The following is a 16,611-nucleotide window of genomic DNA, read 5'->3' on the forward strand; positions in this document are numbered from 1 at the left end:
CCGACTTTAGCGGGTGGAGAAAACCATAGTTGTCAGCGGACAACGCGCTAAGGCTCCGGAATTGCACATGATTTTTTTGTCGAATCCGGATTGTTATCCATTTGCCAGAACGACCCGAGGGCAGATGCATGGGCGGCATCAACATGTCGTGGGCGCGGATAGGTTTGCCGGCGGCCTCCAGTTCGGCCCGGATGCCGCCGTACTCGGCATCGGCCGGCGCGTCCTGCACGAGCACGGGCACGCTGTCGAGGAGGATCGCCTCGATTTGAGCCAGAAGTTTCGCTGACCCCTTCTTGGCGCAGCCGTAGCGCAGTTCGCACGCCATGATAATTTTGACATATATTGCATTTGGCCCAACCTCGCCGATGCGTCGAGCGACGATGCCCCTCGGGTTTTCGGGCAAGTTCGGACACGATACTGGTATCCAGCATATAAAGCCTGCTCACAGGTCGATTGCCTTCGCAGGAAGCAGGGACTCGTCGACATCATCTTCAGGACAAAGTACGTCACAACCTGCCAGAACATCCTGCAGTTTCTTGCGGTGCACCGGCTCGATGGTGATCCGATCGTCGCGGTAGATCATCACGCCGTCACCGGGGAGCTCAAAGTCAGCCGCGATGCGGACGGCTTGGCTCTTGTTGTTTCGGAAAAGTTTGGCTTCGCGCGAAGGGACAGTTCCTTGACGATGCGACATCCCGCCGACTGTCAGAGCGCAGGCGGGCAATCCGCTTCGCGGCGAGGAAAATGCTGCACTGCCGAAAAAATCGCCACGTGCATCCCTGCGCGTTTTTTCAGCATGACCCATTGACAATTTGCCCTTGATGGCACTTGATACAGTATTCCAGTAAAACAGACATGCATCCATTATACTGGAATATTGAGAACCATCCATAAGGGGAACGCCATGACCATTTCCTTTCGCGCCGGCGTGATGTCGCTGGCCGCCGCCGCCCTGCTCTCCACGCCCGCACTGGCCGACGGCAGCAAGCTCGATGAAGTGCTCGCCCGCGGCCATCTCGTCCTTGGCACGGGCAGCACCAACGCGCCCTGGCACTTCAAGAGCGCCGACGACAAGCTTCAGGGCTTCGACGTCGACATGGGCCATATCATCGCCAAGGCGCTGTTCGGCGATCCTGAGAAGATCGAGTATGTGAATCAATCCTCGGACGCCCGCATCCCGAACATCACCACCGATAAGGTCGATATCACCTGCCAGTTCATGACGGTGACCGGTGAACGCGCCCAGCAGGTCGCCTTTACCATTCCTTACTATCGCGAGGGTGTCGGCCTGATGCTCAAGGCGGACGGAAAATATGGCGATTACGCCGCCCTCAAGGCAGCCGGTTCCTCCGTCACAATCTCGGTTCTCCAGAACGTCTATGCCGAGGCCATGGTGCATGCGGCATTACCGGAGGCGACCGTCGATCAGTATGATTCCGTCGACCTGATCTATCAGGCGCTGGAGTCGGGGCGCGCCGATGCCGTGGCAACCGACCAATCGTCGCTCGCCTGGTACATGACGCAGAACCCGGGCCGCTACAAAGACGCCGGCTACGGCTGGAACCCGCAGACCTATGCTTGCGCGGTCAAGCGCGGCGATCAGGACTGGCTGAACTTTGTCAACACCGCCCTGCATGAAGCCATGACCGGCGTCGAGTTCGATTTTTACGCCAAGTCCTTCAAGACCTGGTTCGGCAAGGATCTGACCCCGCCGCAGATCGGCTTTCCCGTCGAGTTCAAGTAACGGCCAGCGGAGCGGGATTGTTTCCCGCTCCGCTGCTTGCGCCGCGCGTTTTTTCAGACGCGCAAAGCACGCCGTAATATTGTGAATCTGCGCATCGTGCCCGATGCGTCAGTCCTGAAAGGGCGGCCCGCATGGGTTACACGCTGAATTTTGCTGCCGTCTGGCGCAATTTCGATTTTCTTTTGAGCGGGCTTGCACTCAGCCTCGGCCTTGCAGTGATCTCGATCCTGATCGGAGCTGTGATCGGCCTCGTCCTGGCCTTCGCGCTGACCTCCAAAAACCGCTTCGCGGTCGTGCCGGCGCGGGTCTATGTCACTGTCATCCGCAACCTGCCAATTCTCGTCCTGGTGCTTTTCGCCTTTTTTGCGCTGCCGCAGATGGGCTTGCGCCTCGACAAGATAAAAAGCTTCGTGCTCGTTCTCTCCCTCTATTCCGGCGCTTATCTGGCCGAGGTGTTCCGCGCCGGACTGTTGTCGATCCCGAGAGGATTGACGGAAGCCGGCCTCGCCATCGGCCTGACGGGGATGCAGATTCGCAGCTCCATCATCGCACCGCTGATGCTGCGCAACGTCCTGCCATCGCTATCGTCGACGATCATCTCGCTCTTCAAGGACACTTCGCTCGCCGCCGCCATCGCCGTGCCGGAACTGACCTTTGCTGCCCGCAAGATCAATGTCGAGAGTTTCCGCGTCATCGAAACCTGGATGGTCACCTCGGCCCTCTATGTCGCCACCTGTTTCCTCATCGCCGCCGTGATGCGCTTCGTCGAGCGCCGTCTGGCCCTGCCGAGATAGACCGATGTCCCACACCTTTCTCGAACAACTCTGGATCGCCCGCACCGTCATCATCAACGGCGTCGGCGTGACTGTGTCGATCTCGCTGCTGGCCATTCTCGCAGGGTCCGTCCTCGGCGTTTTCGTCGGCTTGGCGCTCGTCTATGGCGGCGTTGTCTTGCGGCTCATCGTGCGCGCCTATACCGATATTATCCGCGGCACGCCGGTGCTTGTGCTGGTGCTGGCAAGCTATTACGTCTCGGCTGCCGTCGGGCTCGATCTCGGGCCGTTTTCCGCCGGTGTGCTCGCCCTTGCGATCTTCTGCTCTTCCCATGTCGGCGAAATCGTACGCGGCGCGCTTCAGGCGATCCCTAAGGGGCAGACCGAAGCCGCAAAGGCGATCGGCCTGACCTTTACCCAGACCTTCACCTCGGTGTTATGGCCGCAGGCCATGCGGCAGTGCCTGCCAGCCTGGGTCAATACCGCGGCCGAAATGGTAAAGGCCTCGACGCTGCTCTCCGTCATCGGCGTCGCGGAGCTGCTCCTGCGCACGCAGGAGATCATCTCGCGCAATTTCATGAGCCTCCAGTTCTATTTCCTGGCCGGAGGTCTCTATTTCATCGTCAATTACGGCATCGAGCACTTCGGCAAATATGTCGAGCGCAAGACCGCCCTGCCGTCCTGAGGAGATCCCCCGATGGCCAAGACCATTCTCGACATCAAGGGTCTGCGCAAGACTTACGGCATCCACGAAGTCCTCAAAGGCGTCGATTGCGCCGTGGGGGAAGGCGAAGTCATTTCCATCATCGGCTCGTCCGGTTCGGGAAAGACCACTTTGCTGCGCTGTGTCAATATGCTGGAAGAATTCCAGGGCGGCACGATCAGCCTCGATGGTGAAGAGATCGGCTACCGCGTCGACGGCGCAACGCGGCGGCGCAAGAGCGAGAAGGAGATCGCCCGCCAGCGCGCGCTGACCGGCATGGCGTTTCAGCAGTTCAATCTCTTCCCGCATATGAGTGCCGCTGAAAACGTCATGCTCGGCCTCGTCAAGGTCAAGAAAATGACCAAGCCAGAGGCCCGCGCCATCGCGGAAAAATGGCTCGATCGGGTCGGCCTCGCCGCCCGCACAAACCACTATCCCGGCCAGCTTTCCGGCGGTCAGCAGCAGCGCGTCGCCATTGCCCGCGCCATTGCCATGTCGCCGAGGCTGATGCTGTTCGACGAAGTGACCTCGGCGCTGGACCCGGAACTGGTGGGCGAAGTGCTGCAGGTCATCAAGGGGCTTGCCGCCGACGGCATGACCATGCTGCTCGTCACCCATGAGATGCGCTTTGCCTACGAGGTCTCATCGCGCGTCATCTTCATGAACCAGGGTGTTATCTGCGAAGAGGGCGATCCGAAGGAAATGTTTGTCCGGCCGAAGACTGAACGGCTCGCGGAATTCCTCAAAACCTCGAGTTTCAACTGATGCATGTCGCCCGGAAGCGTGCAACGGTTCCAGGATAACGACCCGCACAAAGACAAAGAGCCAGAGCACATCGAGCGATCCTCGTTGCGACTGTTCAGCCATTGCAGGACATGTGATTAGACCCGAAGCGCTTCAGCGGTCGATGCTGACCCGGCTTTGCAAGACCTGCGGGGACCCCGCCTAATTTATGCTCAGACTGCATCCCCAGTGCGCAGATTCCAGGCAAGGCATTCCTAACGTCTTGGAAATTCTGAACGCAGAGTTTTGGCATGGGCTTTGCTTTGCTGTCTTGTATGCAAGATAGCCAGACATCCGAGATCATACAGAAGACCATCGAGGAAACGATCGTCTCCGGGATTCTGTCCGCCAAGATCCGGCCGGGTACCCGTCTCAGTGAAAACCAGCTGGCAACGCTCTTCGGCGTGTCTCGAACCCGCGTTCGTGAAGCCATGATGCGCCTGGAAACCCGCGGCATCGTGCATGTAAGTCCGAGGCGAGGCTGGTTTGTCGTCGAGCCGTCCGCTGAAGAGGCGATCGCGGTCTATGAAGCGCGGCGCGTCATCGAGGCCGGATTGCTGCGCAGCATGCGCGTCCTGACAGACGAGGGACAGCAAGCGCTCGACGCGCATTTGAACGATGAGAAGAGCGCGATGGCGGCGGGCGACCGCCAGCGCCTGACGTATCTGATGGGTGATTTTCACATCCGTATCGCGGAATTGAGCGGGAACGCCATCATCGTCGATATCCTTCGCGATCTGACCGCCAGGACGATCCTCATTTCGATGCTCTATCAATCCGAATTTCATGCGGCCCAGTCTCATGCCGGGCATTGCCGCATCTTCGAGGCCATGCAAGCGGGCAATTTCGTCCGCGCTGCGGAGCTCTCCGTCGAGCATCTCGACGAGGTGGAAATGGGTCTCGACCTCACGACACGCCCCGACCCGCTCTCGGAATTGCGCAATTCCCTGTCACTTCCTCCCAAGACCGCGTCCTCACCTCTCAAATCGCACAAACCACAACTTCAAAGGAGTCATTAACGCATGCTGACAAGACGAGTCTTCTTCGCACTGGCGACCCTGGCGGCAACTATCGGCTTCGGCTCCGCGTCTCACGCTGATGCTCTCGCTGACATCACGGCGCGCGGTACGCTGCGTGTCGCCGTGCCTCAGGATTTCCCGCCCTTCGGCAGCGTCGGCACTGATATGGCGCCGATGGGCTACGATATCGACGTCGCCAATCTCATTGCCGAAAAGCTGGGCGTCAAGATCGAGCTCGTGCCGGTCACCAGTGCCAACCGCGTCCCCTATCTGCAGACCAACAAGGTTGACCTCGTGATATCGAGCCTCGGCAAGAACGCCGAGCGCGAAAAGGTGATCGATTTCTCCGTAGCCTACGCACCTTTCTTCAACGGCGTTTTCGCCCCCGCCGATCTTTCGGTCGCCAAGGCGGAAGATCTCGCGGGCAAGAGCATCGGCGTCACCCGCGGCGCGGTCGAGGATCTGGAGCTGACGAAGATCGCGCCCGCCGACGCAACGATCAAGCGTTACGAGGACAATAACGGCACCATCTCGGCCTTTCTTTCCGGTCAGGTCGAAACCATCGCCACCGGCAACGTCGTGGCTGCTGCGATCCTCGCCAAAAATCCTCCCAAACGCCCTGAGCTCAAATTCCTGATCAAGAACTCGCCCTGCTATATCGGTCTCAACAAGGAGCAGGCGGCCCTGCTGGAGAAAGTGAACGGCATTGTCACCGCCGCCAAGGCCGATGGTGCGTTGAACGCCATATCGCAAAAGTGGCTCGGCGCCGATCTCCCGTCGGATCTCTGAGACCCGGTCTTACGGCTGTCATCCCGCGCTCGCACGCGGGATGACGGACGCTCGTCACCGCAAGAGGGGAAAATTTCTTGAGCTACCATTTCGAATTCGGCTGGCTGCTTCAATATTACCCTGAGGTCATCAAGGGCATATTGGTCACGCTGGAGCTGATCGCGATCGGCGGAGTGCTCGGCATTTCGCTCGGCATCTTCTGCGCCTGGGTACGCGCGCTCGGGCCCCGTTGGCTGAAACCTGTCATTGCGACCTATGTCGAACTGATCCGCAACACGCCGTTCCTGATCCAGCTGTTTTTCATCTTTTTCGGTCTGCCGTCGCTCGGCCTCCAACTGCCTGAGCTGACGGCCGCCAACCTCGCGATGGTCATCAACCTCGGCGCCTATAGCTGCGAGATTATCCGCGCGGGCATCCAGGCAACCCCGAAAGGCCAGTTCGAGGCAGGCGAAAGCCTCGCCATGACGCGCTTCGAAACCTTCCGCCATGTCGTTCTCGTGCCGTCGCTGCAGCGCATCTGGCCGGCGCTGTCGTCGCAGGTGGTCATCGTCATGCTCGGCTCATCGGTCGTGTCGCAGATCGCCGCCGAAGATCTGACTTTCGCCGCCAACTTCATCCAATCGCGAACCTTCCGCGCCTTCGAGGCCTATATCGTCTCGACATCAATCTATCTTGTTCTGGCAATTCTGCTTCGGCAGCTGCTGGCAGTGGTCGGCGGGTTCATCTTCCCGAGGAGAGCGGCACGATGATCACGTTCACACTCTGGGACATTCTGCGCAACCTGCTGCTTGCCACCCGCTGGACGATCCTGCTCTCGCTCGTCTCGTTCATCGGCGGCGGCGCCGTCGGACTGGGGCTGCTGTTCCTGCGCATCAGCAAGCGCAAGGCATTCAGCGTGCTTGCGAAATATTATATCGAACTCTTCCAGGGCACGCCGCTGCTGATGCAGCTGTTCATCGCCTTTTTCGGTCTTGGCCTCTTTGGAATTGACGTCCCGGCCTGGCTTGCGGCGGGATTGGCGCTCACCCTGTGGAGTGCCGCCTTTCTCGCCGAAATCTGGCGCGGCTGCGTCGAGGCGGTCGCGAAGGGTCAATGGGAAGCTTCCGCCAGCCTCGGCATGGGGCGGTTGCAGCAGATGCGCTACGTCATCCTCCCGCAGGCGCTGAGGATCGCCATACCGCCCACGGTCGGTTTCTCCGTTCAAATCGTCAAGGGTACGGCGCTGACCTCGATCATCGGCTTCGTCGAATTGTCGAAAGCCGGCACCGTGGTCACCAATGCCACTTTCCAGCCCTTCACCGTCTACGGGCTCGTTGCCCTCATCTACTTCGCCCTTTGCTGGCCTTTGTCGAAAAGCAGCCAGATCCTGGAAAGGAAGCTCAATGTCGCTCATCGCAGTCACTGAAGTCCGCAAGAGCTTCGGAAGCACGGAGGTGCTGAAAGGCATCAATCTCGATGTCGAGGCCGGCGAAGTCATCGCCATTATCGGCAGGAGCGGTTCGGGCAAATCAACCCTGCTTCGCTGCATCAACGGCCTGGAGACCATCACCGACGGTTCGATCTCCGTCGCCGGTGCGCAGCTCATCGATGACGAAGTGCATCTGAAGGCCCTGCGCCTCAAGGTCGGCATGATCTTTCAACAGTTCAACCTCTTTCCGCACCTGACGGCGGGCGGCAACGTCATGCTGTCGCAGACCGTGGTCAAGAAGACCCAGAAGGCCGAAGCCGAGGCCACCGCCCGCACAATGCTGGAGCGGGTGGGGCTCGCCCACAAGTTCGATGCCTATCCGGATGAGCTCTCGGGCGGCCAGCAGCAGCGCGTCGCCATCGCCCGTGCGCTCGCCATGCAGCCGGCAGCACTTCTTTGCGACGAGATCACCTCCGCGCTCGATCCGGAGCTGGTCGCCGAAGTGCTGGCTGTCGTGCGCGAGCTCGCCGCCGAGGGAATGACGTTGCTGATGGTCACCCACGAAATGAAGTTCGCCCGCGACGTCTGCAGCCGCGTCGTCTTCATGCATCAGGGCCGCGTCCACGAAATAGGCCGGCCGGAGGAGGTCTTCGCCAATCCGCAGACCGCAGAGCTGAAGCAGTTTCTCGGCGTCAGTTAAGGAGCGACGATGTGCTGCCGCTTATGCTGGTCCACGTCGTCGTCGGGGGTGCCATTATTTGATATTGAGATTCGAGCCCCGTTGCTGCTCCGCGACGTTCATGACGTGGGCGGATGCAGCCGCGTGTCGAGGGCAAAGGCCTCCTGAAACTTCAGCGCATAGGCGCCCATCGCGCCGCCCGCCAGAAAAATCAGGTTCCAGCTATGCCGCGAGACCGCGCTCGGGATCGCGACGAAACGGTGCTGGCGAAGCAAACCGTCTCCGAAGGCTTGCTGTCCGGCGCCGGGGATGCCCGGGTGCAGCCAGTTGGGATTGGGCACGCTTGTCGGATCGACAAGATGGATATCGCCGGCATCGGCAATGACGGCTGCCGTCATCGTATGCGCCACGGTGTCGAGCGCCCGGAACCCCTTATGGACCGCGACCTCAAGGATCGCCGTCGCGGGATCGAGCGAGCAGTAGACCGCGCGAACCCCTTTGCTGTTCCAGCGACCCCCCACCCGATAGGCGCCTTCGCCGTTATCCCATGTCGGCGCGTGGACGGCCTGATCGAGCCGCCACACGACCAGTTCGGTCCCGCCGAGTGCGATCGGCAAAACGGTCACGCATAGACACCGTATTCGAGGCGATCGAGATGATCCTCCACAAGCTCGACACCTGCGGGTGTCCCGAGAAGATCGATCGGGCGGCGCTGCTCAAATCCGACCGCTGGACGCTCCAGCCACTGTTCGGCCTCTGCCTGTGATCCGAAGATATCCGTTGCCTTTGCGAGGATCTCAGCGAATTTCCACGCGCGGCCGCTCTGTTCCCGGCTGAGCGGCTTGGATGGCGTGTCTTTCCGCCGCTGCCATGTGCGTAAGCTCATGCCCACGGCCTTTTCAAGGGATTCGTTCTTGCCGATGACGACGAGGGTGTCGACAAGATGATCGAGCGCCGATGCAGGCAGGCCGTGCAGGAGCAGTTCATGGGCATCGAGCGCATTGGTCAGGCGACGCGATAAAATGCGCGAGCCGCCGAGTAATGCTTCGATTTTTTGCAGTTCACCGCTGCCTGCCGCTGGAGACGGTGTTTTTGCTGCGACGGCCATGATCTTTCTCCTGCGTCATCTGACGCTCTATATATGTCATGTGTCGCAATTATTATCAAGTTGACGGGCTCCACTGGCGTGCCCGCGAAACCTGCCTTCTCGCTGCCGCGCTGAATGAGCGGGGAGCAGCGATGTTACCGCCTCAGGGTACGGCAGCCAGGGCTGCCGTACCCTGAGGATTGTCAGCTTTTGGTGCCGGTGGGCGCCGGCAGCAGGACGGGCTCGGCCGACTGTCTGGGCAGCATCAATTGGGCAAGAATATCGTCGGCCGAATGGCTCGAGCCACCAATGCCGGCTTCGCGCAATTGACGATCGAGATCGCCGCCGTTTTCCATTGCGGCCAGTTCAGCACCGGCTTCGATGCGGCCGGCCGTAATTTCCTGGCGTTTCTTGATGCGTTCGAGACTTTCGACGGCGCTGCCGAGACGAGTGTTGATGCCCGACTGGTTATGGGCAATCGCCGATTGAGCGCGCAGCAGCGACTCGTTGGCTTTGACGTTCTCAACCTCGCGCTTCATCTGGGCAATACGACCTTCGGTGTCCTGGATCGTCCGCAGCATCTGCTGCTGGCGCGGCAGCAGCCGATCGAGTTCTTCCTGGTCGCGCTGCACTTCGGCACGGCTGGTGGCGATGCGCTGAGCGAGAGCCTGAGCGAGATCGGTGCGGCCCGCCGAGATTGCAGCGCGCGCACTGTCGGTATCCTTGGTTTCCTTTGCGCGGTTTTCTTCAAGCCGGCGCATAACGCTCTTGTTGGACGCCATGATGCCGGCCAGATCGGAGCGCGCCCGGCGCAGCGACTGTTCGGCGTCGCGGATTTCCTGGTCGAGAATGCGCATCGACTGGTTGTCGGCGGCAGCTTCCGCTGCCTCGTTGATGCCGCCACGAATGGCGGTGAAAATCTTTCCCCAGGTGCTCATGCGGCAATCTCCCCGCTTTTCCATTCTTCGATCATGTGTGCCGCATCGACGGCATTGGCCGCCAGAATTGCCACCTCTTCGACCACTGTGTCGGCCGGCGAGTGCGCAGACAGCGAACCGAACAATTCATACCACTCCTCACTGTCGATCGTGGTGATGCCGAAGCTGGAGAGCGGCACGAATTTGTGAGTCTTCAACACCATGCGTTCGAAGGCTTCGCGATTGGGCACGTCTTTGCACGGCAACAAAACGGCGCTGACGAGGATATCGCGCTCCCCGCTCACCGCAACGAAGACGTCGAGATCGCCTTTTTCCTTGAGAGTGACGCAGATGACGTCGCCATGCTCGGGTACGGCGACGTCCACATCGCCGAGTGCCTCCGGATCGGCGGCGAACAGACGCGTTAAGGTGGTGAGGTTCCAGGTCTCCAAAAAGTCCTCCATCAGTTAGAATTCCGAAAAATATCTGGGTATTCGATATGCCACTTAAAGGGGTGGCGCGCTAAATAAATTTCGCTAGGTTACGCACTGGGAACGGGGGCGAATCGCGTGCCATTTATCGCTTCATTACTGCGGCGCGTATATCTCTCGCTCAGCGAATTGGCCTGGTCCGCCCTTTTTATTCTTCTCGTGATCCATCTGGCCGCCTCATACCTGCTCTTTATGCTGGCCGGCGAAGGCGATCTCGTCGGCAATCCGATCGATTTTCTTTACTACTATATGGTGACATCAACGACCGTCGGCTATGGAGATCTTTCCCCAAAATCGGGGCTTGGACGCATTATTGCCGTCCTCGTCGTTCTTCCCGGCGGCATCGCCATCTTCACCGCCGTTCTTGGCAAATTGTTGACAACGATCGGCACGATCTGGAGAAACCGCATGCGCGGATTGGGTGACTATAGGGAACGCACCGGCCATATCATCGTCTTGGGATGGCAGGATGGGCAGACGCATCAGACACTGCGGCTGCTGCATGCAGAACGGCAGGCCGACGAACCGATGAGCGTTCTGGTTGCCAAGGATCTGGCGGAAAATCCCGCCAGCGATTACGCCGACTATATCAGAACCGAGCGGCTTTCCGATGCCGACGCTCTGATGCGGGCCGGGGTGGCCCAGGCGCGCGCAATCATCGCGCGCGGCGCAAATGACGACGAGACGCTGGCCGCCGTGCTGATTGCCGAAGACCATGCGCCCAATGCCCACATCGTCGCTTACTTCGCCGACGACCGCACAGCACAGATGGTCAAACAACTCAGGCCGCGCGTCGAGGCGGTGGGCTCGCTCGCCGAGGAGCTGTTGTCGCGTGCAGCCCGGGATCCGGGTTCTTCGGAGATCGCCGCACGGCTGCTGTCGGCCGCCTCTACCGACACGGCCTTTTCCCTGCCGGTCCCGACTTTGCAACGGCCGCTGCTCTATGGAGACGTGTTTTTGAGCCTCAAGCGTGAGCATAACGTGACGCTGGTGGGCTTGCTCAGCCAGGGCATCACCGACCTCAACTGCCGCGACGAGGTGCTGATGCGAGGCGGCGAAACCCTTTACTACATCAGCGGAATGCGGCTAGATCCCGCCGCCATCGCTTGGGCTCGAATGGGAGACGTATCATGATCGGCTGGTTTGGCAGAGACAAGAACGAAAAGCCCTTACCCAGGGAACTCGGCCCCTTGAGCGCTGCTGTCGGCGGCGCACTGGAAATCGATTTCCTCTCCCTCGAGGCCGAGGCCCTGGGTGGCGAGCCGGCCATGCCGCTGCCGCTGAGCGGCCCCTTCATCATTGCCGGCTACGGCGAGATTTCGCTCGATGCCGCGACGGTTCTGTCGCGTTACTACGATGAAGACCACCGGATGATCCAGGTGATGTCGACGTCGGGCCAGCCGGGGGATGCCGTCGACGACATCAGCTTTTATCAGCCCTGGGACAGCGTCGTGCCTACCGGGCAAAGCGAATGGAGGCGCTGGACCGGGCCGGACGGCCTGATCGGCCAGCCATCTTACGATGCCGACGGTATCCTCTATAGCCGCTTCTGGGGCGAGGGCCCGGAGCGCGCCCAACTGGTGGAGTTTGTCGAAAAGGTCGACGATGGTGAAGAGCAGCGCTCCATTCACCAGACCTGCATGTTGTATTATCGCCCGCTCGGCTCGACGCGTGAAATGCTGCTGATCAATGTCGAGCGCGACCTCGATCTCAGGCAGAGCCAGGCGGGAAGCTCGGTGGAATTTCTGATCGGCTATGGGCTCACGCCAGCCGATGTTCGTCGCGTCTGACACCATATCAATTTTTGGCGGAGGAGTTTTTCAATGCTCGATTATGTGGCGGGTCTGCCTGCCTTCCTTGGTTATTTCGCCGTCGGTCTTGGCGCCTTCACCGTTTTTTCGGTGATTTACACATGGCTCACGCCGCAAGCGGAGGTCCAGCTCATTCGCGCCGGCAATCTTGCAGCCGTTACAGCATTCCTGGGCGCGCTTGTCGGTTTCAGCCTGCCTCTGGCTTCAGCCGCAGCCAATTCGGTCAGCATCATCGATTACATCATATGGGCGGTGATCGGCATCCTGGCGCAGATCCTCGCTTACTACATCGCGAATTTCACCATGACGGACCTGCATGAGAAGATCACTGCCGACAATATCGCCGCGGGCATATGGGGCGGCGGCATCGCACTCGTCATCGGTATTCTCAATGCCGCCTGCATGACCTATTGAGGGGGCAACGATGCGTAGACGCAAGAGCGGGCACAGACGACCTTTCCTGGCCCTCGGCACGATCGCTGCCTCGACCCTGGCTCTATCCGGGTGCGGCGAGCAGACGCCTCCGGAGGTCATGTTCACCTCCGTCGACCAATGCGTGGCATCCGGCATGGACCGGCAGGTCTGCCAGGCCAGCTATCAGGACGCCATGCGGGCTCATCTCGCCACCGCGCCGCGTTTCAACGGCATGGCCGCCTGCGAGGCCGAATACGGCTCGGGCCATTGCACGGAGCAGCCGGCCAATACAGTCCCCAACAATACCGGCGCAAGCGGCAGCTTCTTCATGCCGTTCCTGGCGGGCTACATGCTGTCCTCGGCGCTGAACAACATCGGCGACTACAATGTTTATCGCCAGCGCCAGGTCGACAGTGGCTACTACTACGGCTCGACGCCGATTTATCGCAATCGTTCGGGGCAGACGGTGACAACGACAGTTCGCTCAGGCGGCACGGGCAACGACGCTCTGACTGCGCCCTCGCGCCAGAGTGTCAAGCCGGTCAACGTCAATACTCGCACCGTCGCCCGTCAAGGCTTCGGTGGCCGTTCATCGTTCAGTTTCGGCGGCTGACATGAAACGCATCACCCTTCCGGCCCGTCCCGACTGGCGTGACAAGGCGCGCGCCGTCGGCTTCGGCTTTCACGTCATGTACGGCGAGCCCTACTGGCTCGACGATGCCGCCTATACATTCACGCTCGATGAGATCGAGACTGGGATCGAAGAGCCGAGCCAGGAATTGCACGACATGTGCATGGATATGGTCGGTGATATCGTCGAAAGCGAAGAGGCGCTCGACCGGCTGGCCATTCCGGAAGATCTGCGCGATGTCGTGCAGCGCTCCTGGCAGCGCCGCGACCGGCATCTCTACGGCCGGTTCGACCTTGCCTATGACGGCACCGGCCCCGCCAAATTGCTCGAATACAACGCCGATACCCCGACCTCGGTGTTCGAGACGGCCTATTTCCAGTTCAACTGGCTGACCGACCAGATGGCTTTGGGTGTCTTGCCCGATGATGCGGACCAGTACAATTCCTTGCAGGAAAGCCTGGTCGAGGCGTTCGAGCAATTTTCCAAAGGGCCGGTCTTTCACTTCGCTGTGATGACCGACAATGAGGAGGATCGCGGCACGACGGTTTATCTGATGGACTGTGCCGTGCAGGCCGGCCATCGCGTCGAGCTTCTGGATATACGCGAGATCGGCATCGATCCGCAGGGCCGTTACACTGACCTCCAGGACCGGGTGATCGACCGCTGCTTCAAGCTATATCCTTGGGAATTCATGCTGCGCGAGCCGTTCGCCCGCGAGCTCGCACGCTCCGGCGATGTTTTCATCGAGCCCGCCTGGAAGGCCGTGCTTTCCAACAAGGGGCTTCTGCCTCTGCTCTGGAAGCGCAACCCCAATCACCCCAACCTGCTGCCGAGCTATTTTGCCGACGACCCGGCGGCCTCGGCCTTGACCGACTATGTGCGCAAGCCGCTGCTGTCGCGGGAAGGTGAGAACGTCACGATATTCCGGGATGGTCAGGAAGTAATGTCGGCCCCCGGCGATTACGGCGAGGAAGGCTTCGTCGTTCAGGCCTATGCCCCGCTTTTCGAAAGCGATGGCGGCTTCGCCGTTCTCGGCAGCTGGGTCGTCGGCGACCGTGCCTGCGGCCTTGCCGTTCGCGAAGACCGCTCGCGCATAACCGCCAACCTGTCGCGTTTTGTGCCGCACGTCATCATAGATTAAGGCGACACAACAGTTCTCCTTATGCCATCTTCTTATGCAAACATCAGAAAACATTCTCATGACCGATCCTGTCAGCGTCTATTCATTGCCCGGAACGTGCTTTTTCGATCTGGCTCCGGCTGCAGGCGGCGAGCCTTATCGTATATTCCTGTCCATTCCGGCGGAGAAACCGCCGGCGGGAGGATGGCCTCTTCTCGTGATGACCGACGGCAACGCCACATTTCCCTTCGCGGTTGCCAGCCTGGTAACACAGGCGCCTTATCCCACGGGTACGAATATCAGTTGGGGGGTGATCGCGGCGATCGGCTACCCAACCGACGAGCCCTACGATGCGCTCCGCCGGTCCTGGGACCTCGGTCCTCCGCCGGTCAAATCCTATCCACCCTTCGTTGAGGGCGGTCCTCCGGTTGTCATTGGAGGGACCGGTAAACTGGTGGACTTCATCGAGAACGAGTTGATAGCGCGGATTGCCGAGATGGCGACCCTGGATCCGCTGCGCCGATCGCTTTTCGGGCATTCCTTCGGCGGCCTCTTTACGCTCTATGCTCTGTTCGAACGGCCGGGACTGTTTGCCAATTGGATTGCGGCAAGCCCAACCATCTATTGGGAAAACAGCGAAATCCTCAACAATGAGGCGCAACGTCGAGCGATACCGGGACATGCGGCTTTCCTGCATTTGTCGGCCGGAGAATACGAAGGCGATGAGCTGGCACCCTTTCAGTATCGGAACGACGATGCCGCGACACGCCTGGAAAAGAGGAAGACGGAGCGGACCATCCTCCTGGCGCAGGAGATGGCGGAGCGCCTAAACGGCACTGCAGACGGATTGCGTGCCGAATTCGAGCTTTATGCCGGTCAGACCCACATGTCGGTACTTGCGGCGGCCGTAAACCGTGCGGTCAGCATCGCCTTCGCCATCGGGTGATCGACCGACAGGTGAGGGCCTTCGCTGATCTATTTCTGGCCAGCGCCGCTGGCCTTTCGGCGCCTATGGCGTGGCATTTAAACCATCGAGCAACTGCCGCGCCTCGGCCCGCGGCGCGGCGACGGAATGACGCTTGACGAGCGAGCATTCGAGCTTGGCGATTGGATAACGCTTGCCCGGCATCGTGTCCGGGGTGAGATGTTCGATCGCCCATTGCCCCATGGCAAGATGTGGAAGGACCGACGTGGTTAGCGGGGGGACGAGATGCCGAGAAATTTCCTCGTCGTCATAACCCACCACCGACATGTCCTGGGGAATGCGAAGTCCTGCATCCTTGAGCGCTTCGTAGCAGCCGATGGCGGTGCGGTCGTTCTGGCAGAAGATCGCGGTCGGCGGCTCTTTCAGGGCAAGCAGTTTCATCGTGGCGGCATAGCCGGCGCCGGCCGACCAGTCGCCTTCAATGACCAATTCCGGATCGAAGGGTATATCGGCGGTCGCCAGCGCGCGGCGATACCCCGTCAGCCGGTCCTGCGCGGCCTGCATCCAGATTTCACCGGTGATCGTCGCGATGCGATGGTGTCCGTGCGTGAGCAGATGCCGGGTCGAGCTCTGCCCTCCCGCGATCTCGCTTGGCACAACCGCCGGAAAAGCATGGTCCGCCGTATAACAATTCAGCAGCACGGTCGGGATGTTGAGCTTGCCGATATAGGAAGGAAGCTCGACCTGGCGGGTATAGATCGTCATATAGATCAGCGCCGATATGCCGCCGCTCGTCAGCGCCTTGATGGCTTTCGGCTCCATTACGGGGTCACTGAGCGTCTGGGCAACCAAAAGGACATTGCCGGCATTCCACGACGCTTGCCGCGCGCCTTCGATCGCAACGATCGCTTCTGGGCTGGTGGCGAGTTGATCGACCGCAAAACCGATCACATTGTCCAGCCCCGAATAAGAGGCCTTCGCCGTATAAGTCGTCCCGGTGTAGCCGAGCGCGCGCGCTGCCTCCCAGACGCGGTCGCGGGTCTGCTGCGAGATGCGGGTGCCGGGTGTGTCGTTGAGAACAAAGGAGACGGCTGCCTGCGAGCAGCCAGCCGCCGCGGCGATATCCATCATCGTCACGCGGGCAGGCTTGTCCACGGCGGGCCTGTGGCTTTTTTGGCTCTTGGGTCGTCGCATTCGCGGAAAATGTCTCGCCTTGGTTTACCGTTTTGGTAATTACTATTAGCATCTATCTGAAAGCGCTGGCAATTGCATCAACTGCTGTAACCCCGGAAGTTACTGGACCAATACGAATGCAAA

The 16,611-nt window shown here is 60.2% G+C and carries 21 protein-coding genes and 1 pseudogene; 15 read left to right on the top strand and 7 right to left on the bottom strand.

Annotated elements, in window-relative coordinates:
• Window positions 1–47 precede the first annotated feature (47 nt).
• Together ATY29_RS18850 and ATY29_RS18855 are read right to left on the bottom strand one after the other, a co-directional pair.
• A pseudogene (locus ATY29_RS18850) lies at window positions 48–446 on the bottom strand (PIN domain-containing protein).
• Window positions 443–694, bottom strand: coding sequence for an antitoxin (locus tag ATY29_RS18855; RefSeq protein WP_025417946.1), 252 nt, complete (start codon window positions 692–694; stop codon window positions 443–445). Before ATY29_RS18855 ends, ATY29_RS18850 begins: the two are co-directional and overlap by 4 nt.
• A 210-nt stretch (window positions 695–904) precedes the next feature.
• Between ATY29_RS18855 and ATY29_RS18860 the strand changes: the two genes are divergently transcribed.
• From ATY29_RS18860 to ATY29_RS18900, 9 genes are all read left to right on the top strand, one after another.
• Entirely contained in the window at window positions 905–1,744 is an 840-nt protein-coding gene (locus ATY29_RS18860; RefSeq protein WP_003572128.1) for a transporter substrate-binding protein, read from the top strand.
• Between the two features lie 131 nt (window positions 1,745–1,875).
• Window positions 1,876–2,538: an amino acid ABC transporter permease gene (locus tag ATY29_RS18865; protein ID WP_003572126.1), complete on the top strand. Its 663-nt coding sequence runs from the start codon at window positions 1,876–1,878 to the stop codon at window positions 2,536–2,538.
• Between the two features lie 4 nt (window positions 2,539–2,542).
• Window positions 2,543–3,202 (top strand): amino acid ABC transporter permease, encoded by a 660-nt coding sequence (locus tag ATY29_RS18870; RefSeq protein ID WP_003572125.1) that lies wholly within the window; start codon window positions 2,543–2,545, stop codon window positions 3,200–3,202.
• Between the two features lie 12 nt (window positions 3,203–3,214).
• Window positions 3,215–3,985, top strand: a complete 771-nt coding sequence (locus tag ATY29_RS18875; protein ID WP_003572124.1) for an amino acid ABC transporter ATP-binding protein — start codon at window positions 3,215–3,217, stop codon at window positions 3,983–3,985.
• 293 nt (window positions 3,986–4,278) lie between these two features.
• Entirely contained in the window at window positions 4,279–5,022 is a 744-nt protein-coding gene (locus ATY29_RS18880; RefSeq protein ID WP_097533080.1) for a GntR family transcriptional regulator, read from the top strand.
• Between the two features lie 3 nt (window positions 5,023–5,025).
• Complete coding sequence (locus tag ATY29_RS18885; RefSeq protein ID WP_003572122.1) at window positions 5,026–5,811, top strand: transporter substrate-binding domain-containing protein; 786 nt, start codon at window positions 5,026–5,028, stop codon at window positions 5,809–5,811.
• 77 nt (window positions 5,812–5,888) lie between these two features.
• Window positions 5,889–6,560: an amino acid ABC transporter permease gene (locus tag ATY29_RS18890; protein WP_097533022.1), complete on the top strand. Its 672-nt coding sequence runs from the start codon at window positions 5,889–5,891 to the stop codon at window positions 6,558–6,560.
• Window positions 6,557–7,216: an amino acid ABC transporter permease gene (locus tag ATY29_RS18895; protein WP_003572120.1), complete on the top strand. Its 660-nt coding sequence runs from the start codon at window positions 6,557–6,559 to the stop codon at window positions 7,214–7,216. The genes ATY29_RS18890 and ATY29_RS18895 overlap by 4 nt, the downstream gene beginning before the upstream one ends.
• Window positions 7,194–7,919, top strand: coding sequence for an amino acid ABC transporter ATP-binding protein (locus ATY29_RS18900; RefSeq protein WP_097533023.1), 726 nt, complete (start codon window positions 7,194–7,196; stop codon window positions 7,917–7,919). The genes ATY29_RS18895 and ATY29_RS18900 overlap by 23 nt, the downstream gene beginning before the upstream one ends.
• Window positions 7,920–8,017: 98 nt before the next feature.
• Here ATY29_RS18900 and ATY29_RS18905 read toward each other — a convergent pair whose 3' ends face one another.
• The 4 genes from ATY29_RS18905 to ATY29_RS18920 form a co-directional block, all read right to left on the bottom strand.
• Entirely contained in the window at window positions 8,018–8,524 is a 507-nt protein-coding gene (locus ATY29_RS18905) for an RES family NAD+ phosphorylase (protein WP_097533024.1), read from the bottom strand.
• Window positions 8,521–9,006, bottom strand: a complete 486-nt coding sequence (gene parS / locus ATY29_RS18910; RefSeq protein ID WP_003572115.1) for an Xre family toxin-antitoxin system antitoxin — start codon at window positions 9,004–9,006, stop codon at window positions 8,521–8,523. Before parS ends, ATY29_RS18905 begins: the two co-directional genes overlap by 4 nt.
• A 182-nt stretch (window positions 9,007–9,188) precedes the next feature.
• Window positions 9,189–9,923: a PspA/IM30 family protein gene (locus ATY29_RS18915; protein ID WP_097533025.1), complete on the bottom strand. Its 735-nt coding sequence runs from the start codon at window positions 9,921–9,923 to the stop codon at window positions 9,189–9,191.
• Window positions 9,920–10,366 carry a YjfI family protein gene (locus tag ATY29_RS18920; protein WP_003572110.1) on the bottom strand — a complete coding sequence of 149 codons (447 nt, stop codon included), beginning with the start codon at window positions 10,364–10,366 and terminating at the stop codon, window positions 9,920–9,922. The genes ATY29_RS18915 and ATY29_RS18920 overlap by 4 nt, the downstream gene beginning before the upstream one ends.
• 105 nt (window positions 10,367–10,471) lie before the next feature.
• On the opposite strand from ATY29_RS18920, the gene ATY29_RS18925 reads away from it, so the two are divergent.
• From ATY29_RS18925 to ATY29_RS18950, 6 genes are read left to right on the top strand one after another with little or no spacing between them, the layout of a single operon-like run.
• Complete coding sequence (locus tag ATY29_RS18925) at window positions 10,472–11,527, top strand: ion channel (RefSeq protein WP_097533026.1); 1,056 nt, start codon at window positions 10,472–10,474, stop codon at window positions 11,525–11,527.
• On the top strand, window positions 11,524–12,183 hold the full coding sequence (locus ATY29_RS18930) for a YjfK family protein (protein WP_097533027.1): 660 nt from the start codon (window positions 11,524–11,526) through the stop codon (window positions 12,181–12,183). Before ATY29_RS18925 ends, ATY29_RS18930 begins: the two co-directional genes overlap by 4 nt.
• A gap of 33 nt (window positions 12,184–12,216) precedes the next feature.
• Window positions 12,217–12,618: a DUF350 domain-containing protein gene (locus tag ATY29_RS18935; RefSeq protein ID WP_003572104.1), complete on the top strand. Its 402-nt coding sequence runs from the start codon at window positions 12,217–12,219 to the stop codon at window positions 12,616–12,618.
• 10 nt (window positions 12,619–12,628) lie between these two features.
• On the top strand, window positions 12,629–13,231 hold the full coding sequence (locus tag ATY29_RS18940; protein WP_097533028.1) for a DUF1190 domain-containing protein: 603 nt from the start codon (window positions 12,629–12,631) through the stop codon (window positions 13,229–13,231).
• 1 nt (window position 13,232) lies between these two features.
• The gene (locus ATY29_RS18945) at window positions 13,233–14,390 is read left to right on the top strand and encodes a glutathionylspermidine synthase family protein (RefSeq protein ID WP_097533029.1); all 1,158 of its coding nucleotides are present in this window, start codon (window positions 13,233–13,235) and stop codon (window positions 14,388–14,390) included.
• 58 nt (window positions 14,391–14,448) lie between these two features.
• Window positions 14,449–15,315, top strand: a complete 867-nt coding sequence (locus ATY29_RS18950; protein WP_165779354.1) for an alpha/beta hydrolase — start codon at window positions 14,449–14,451, stop codon at window positions 15,313–15,315.
• Between the two features lie 63 nt (window positions 15,316–15,378).
• On the opposite strand, the gene ATY29_RS18955 is transcribed toward ATY29_RS18950, so the two are convergent.
• Window positions 15,379–16,488 carry a LacI family DNA-binding transcriptional regulator gene (locus ATY29_RS18955; RefSeq protein WP_037092666.1) on the bottom strand — a complete coding sequence of 370 codons (1,110 nt, stop codon included), beginning with the start codon at window positions 16,486–16,488 and terminating at the stop codon, window positions 15,379–15,381.
• Window positions 16,489–16,611 lie beyond the last annotated feature (123 nt).

Source organism: Rhizobium hidalgonense (genome assembly GCF_002914525.1).
GTDB lineage: Bacteria > Pseudomonadota > Alphaproteobacteria > Rhizobiales > Rhizobiaceae > Rhizobium > Rhizobium hidalgonense.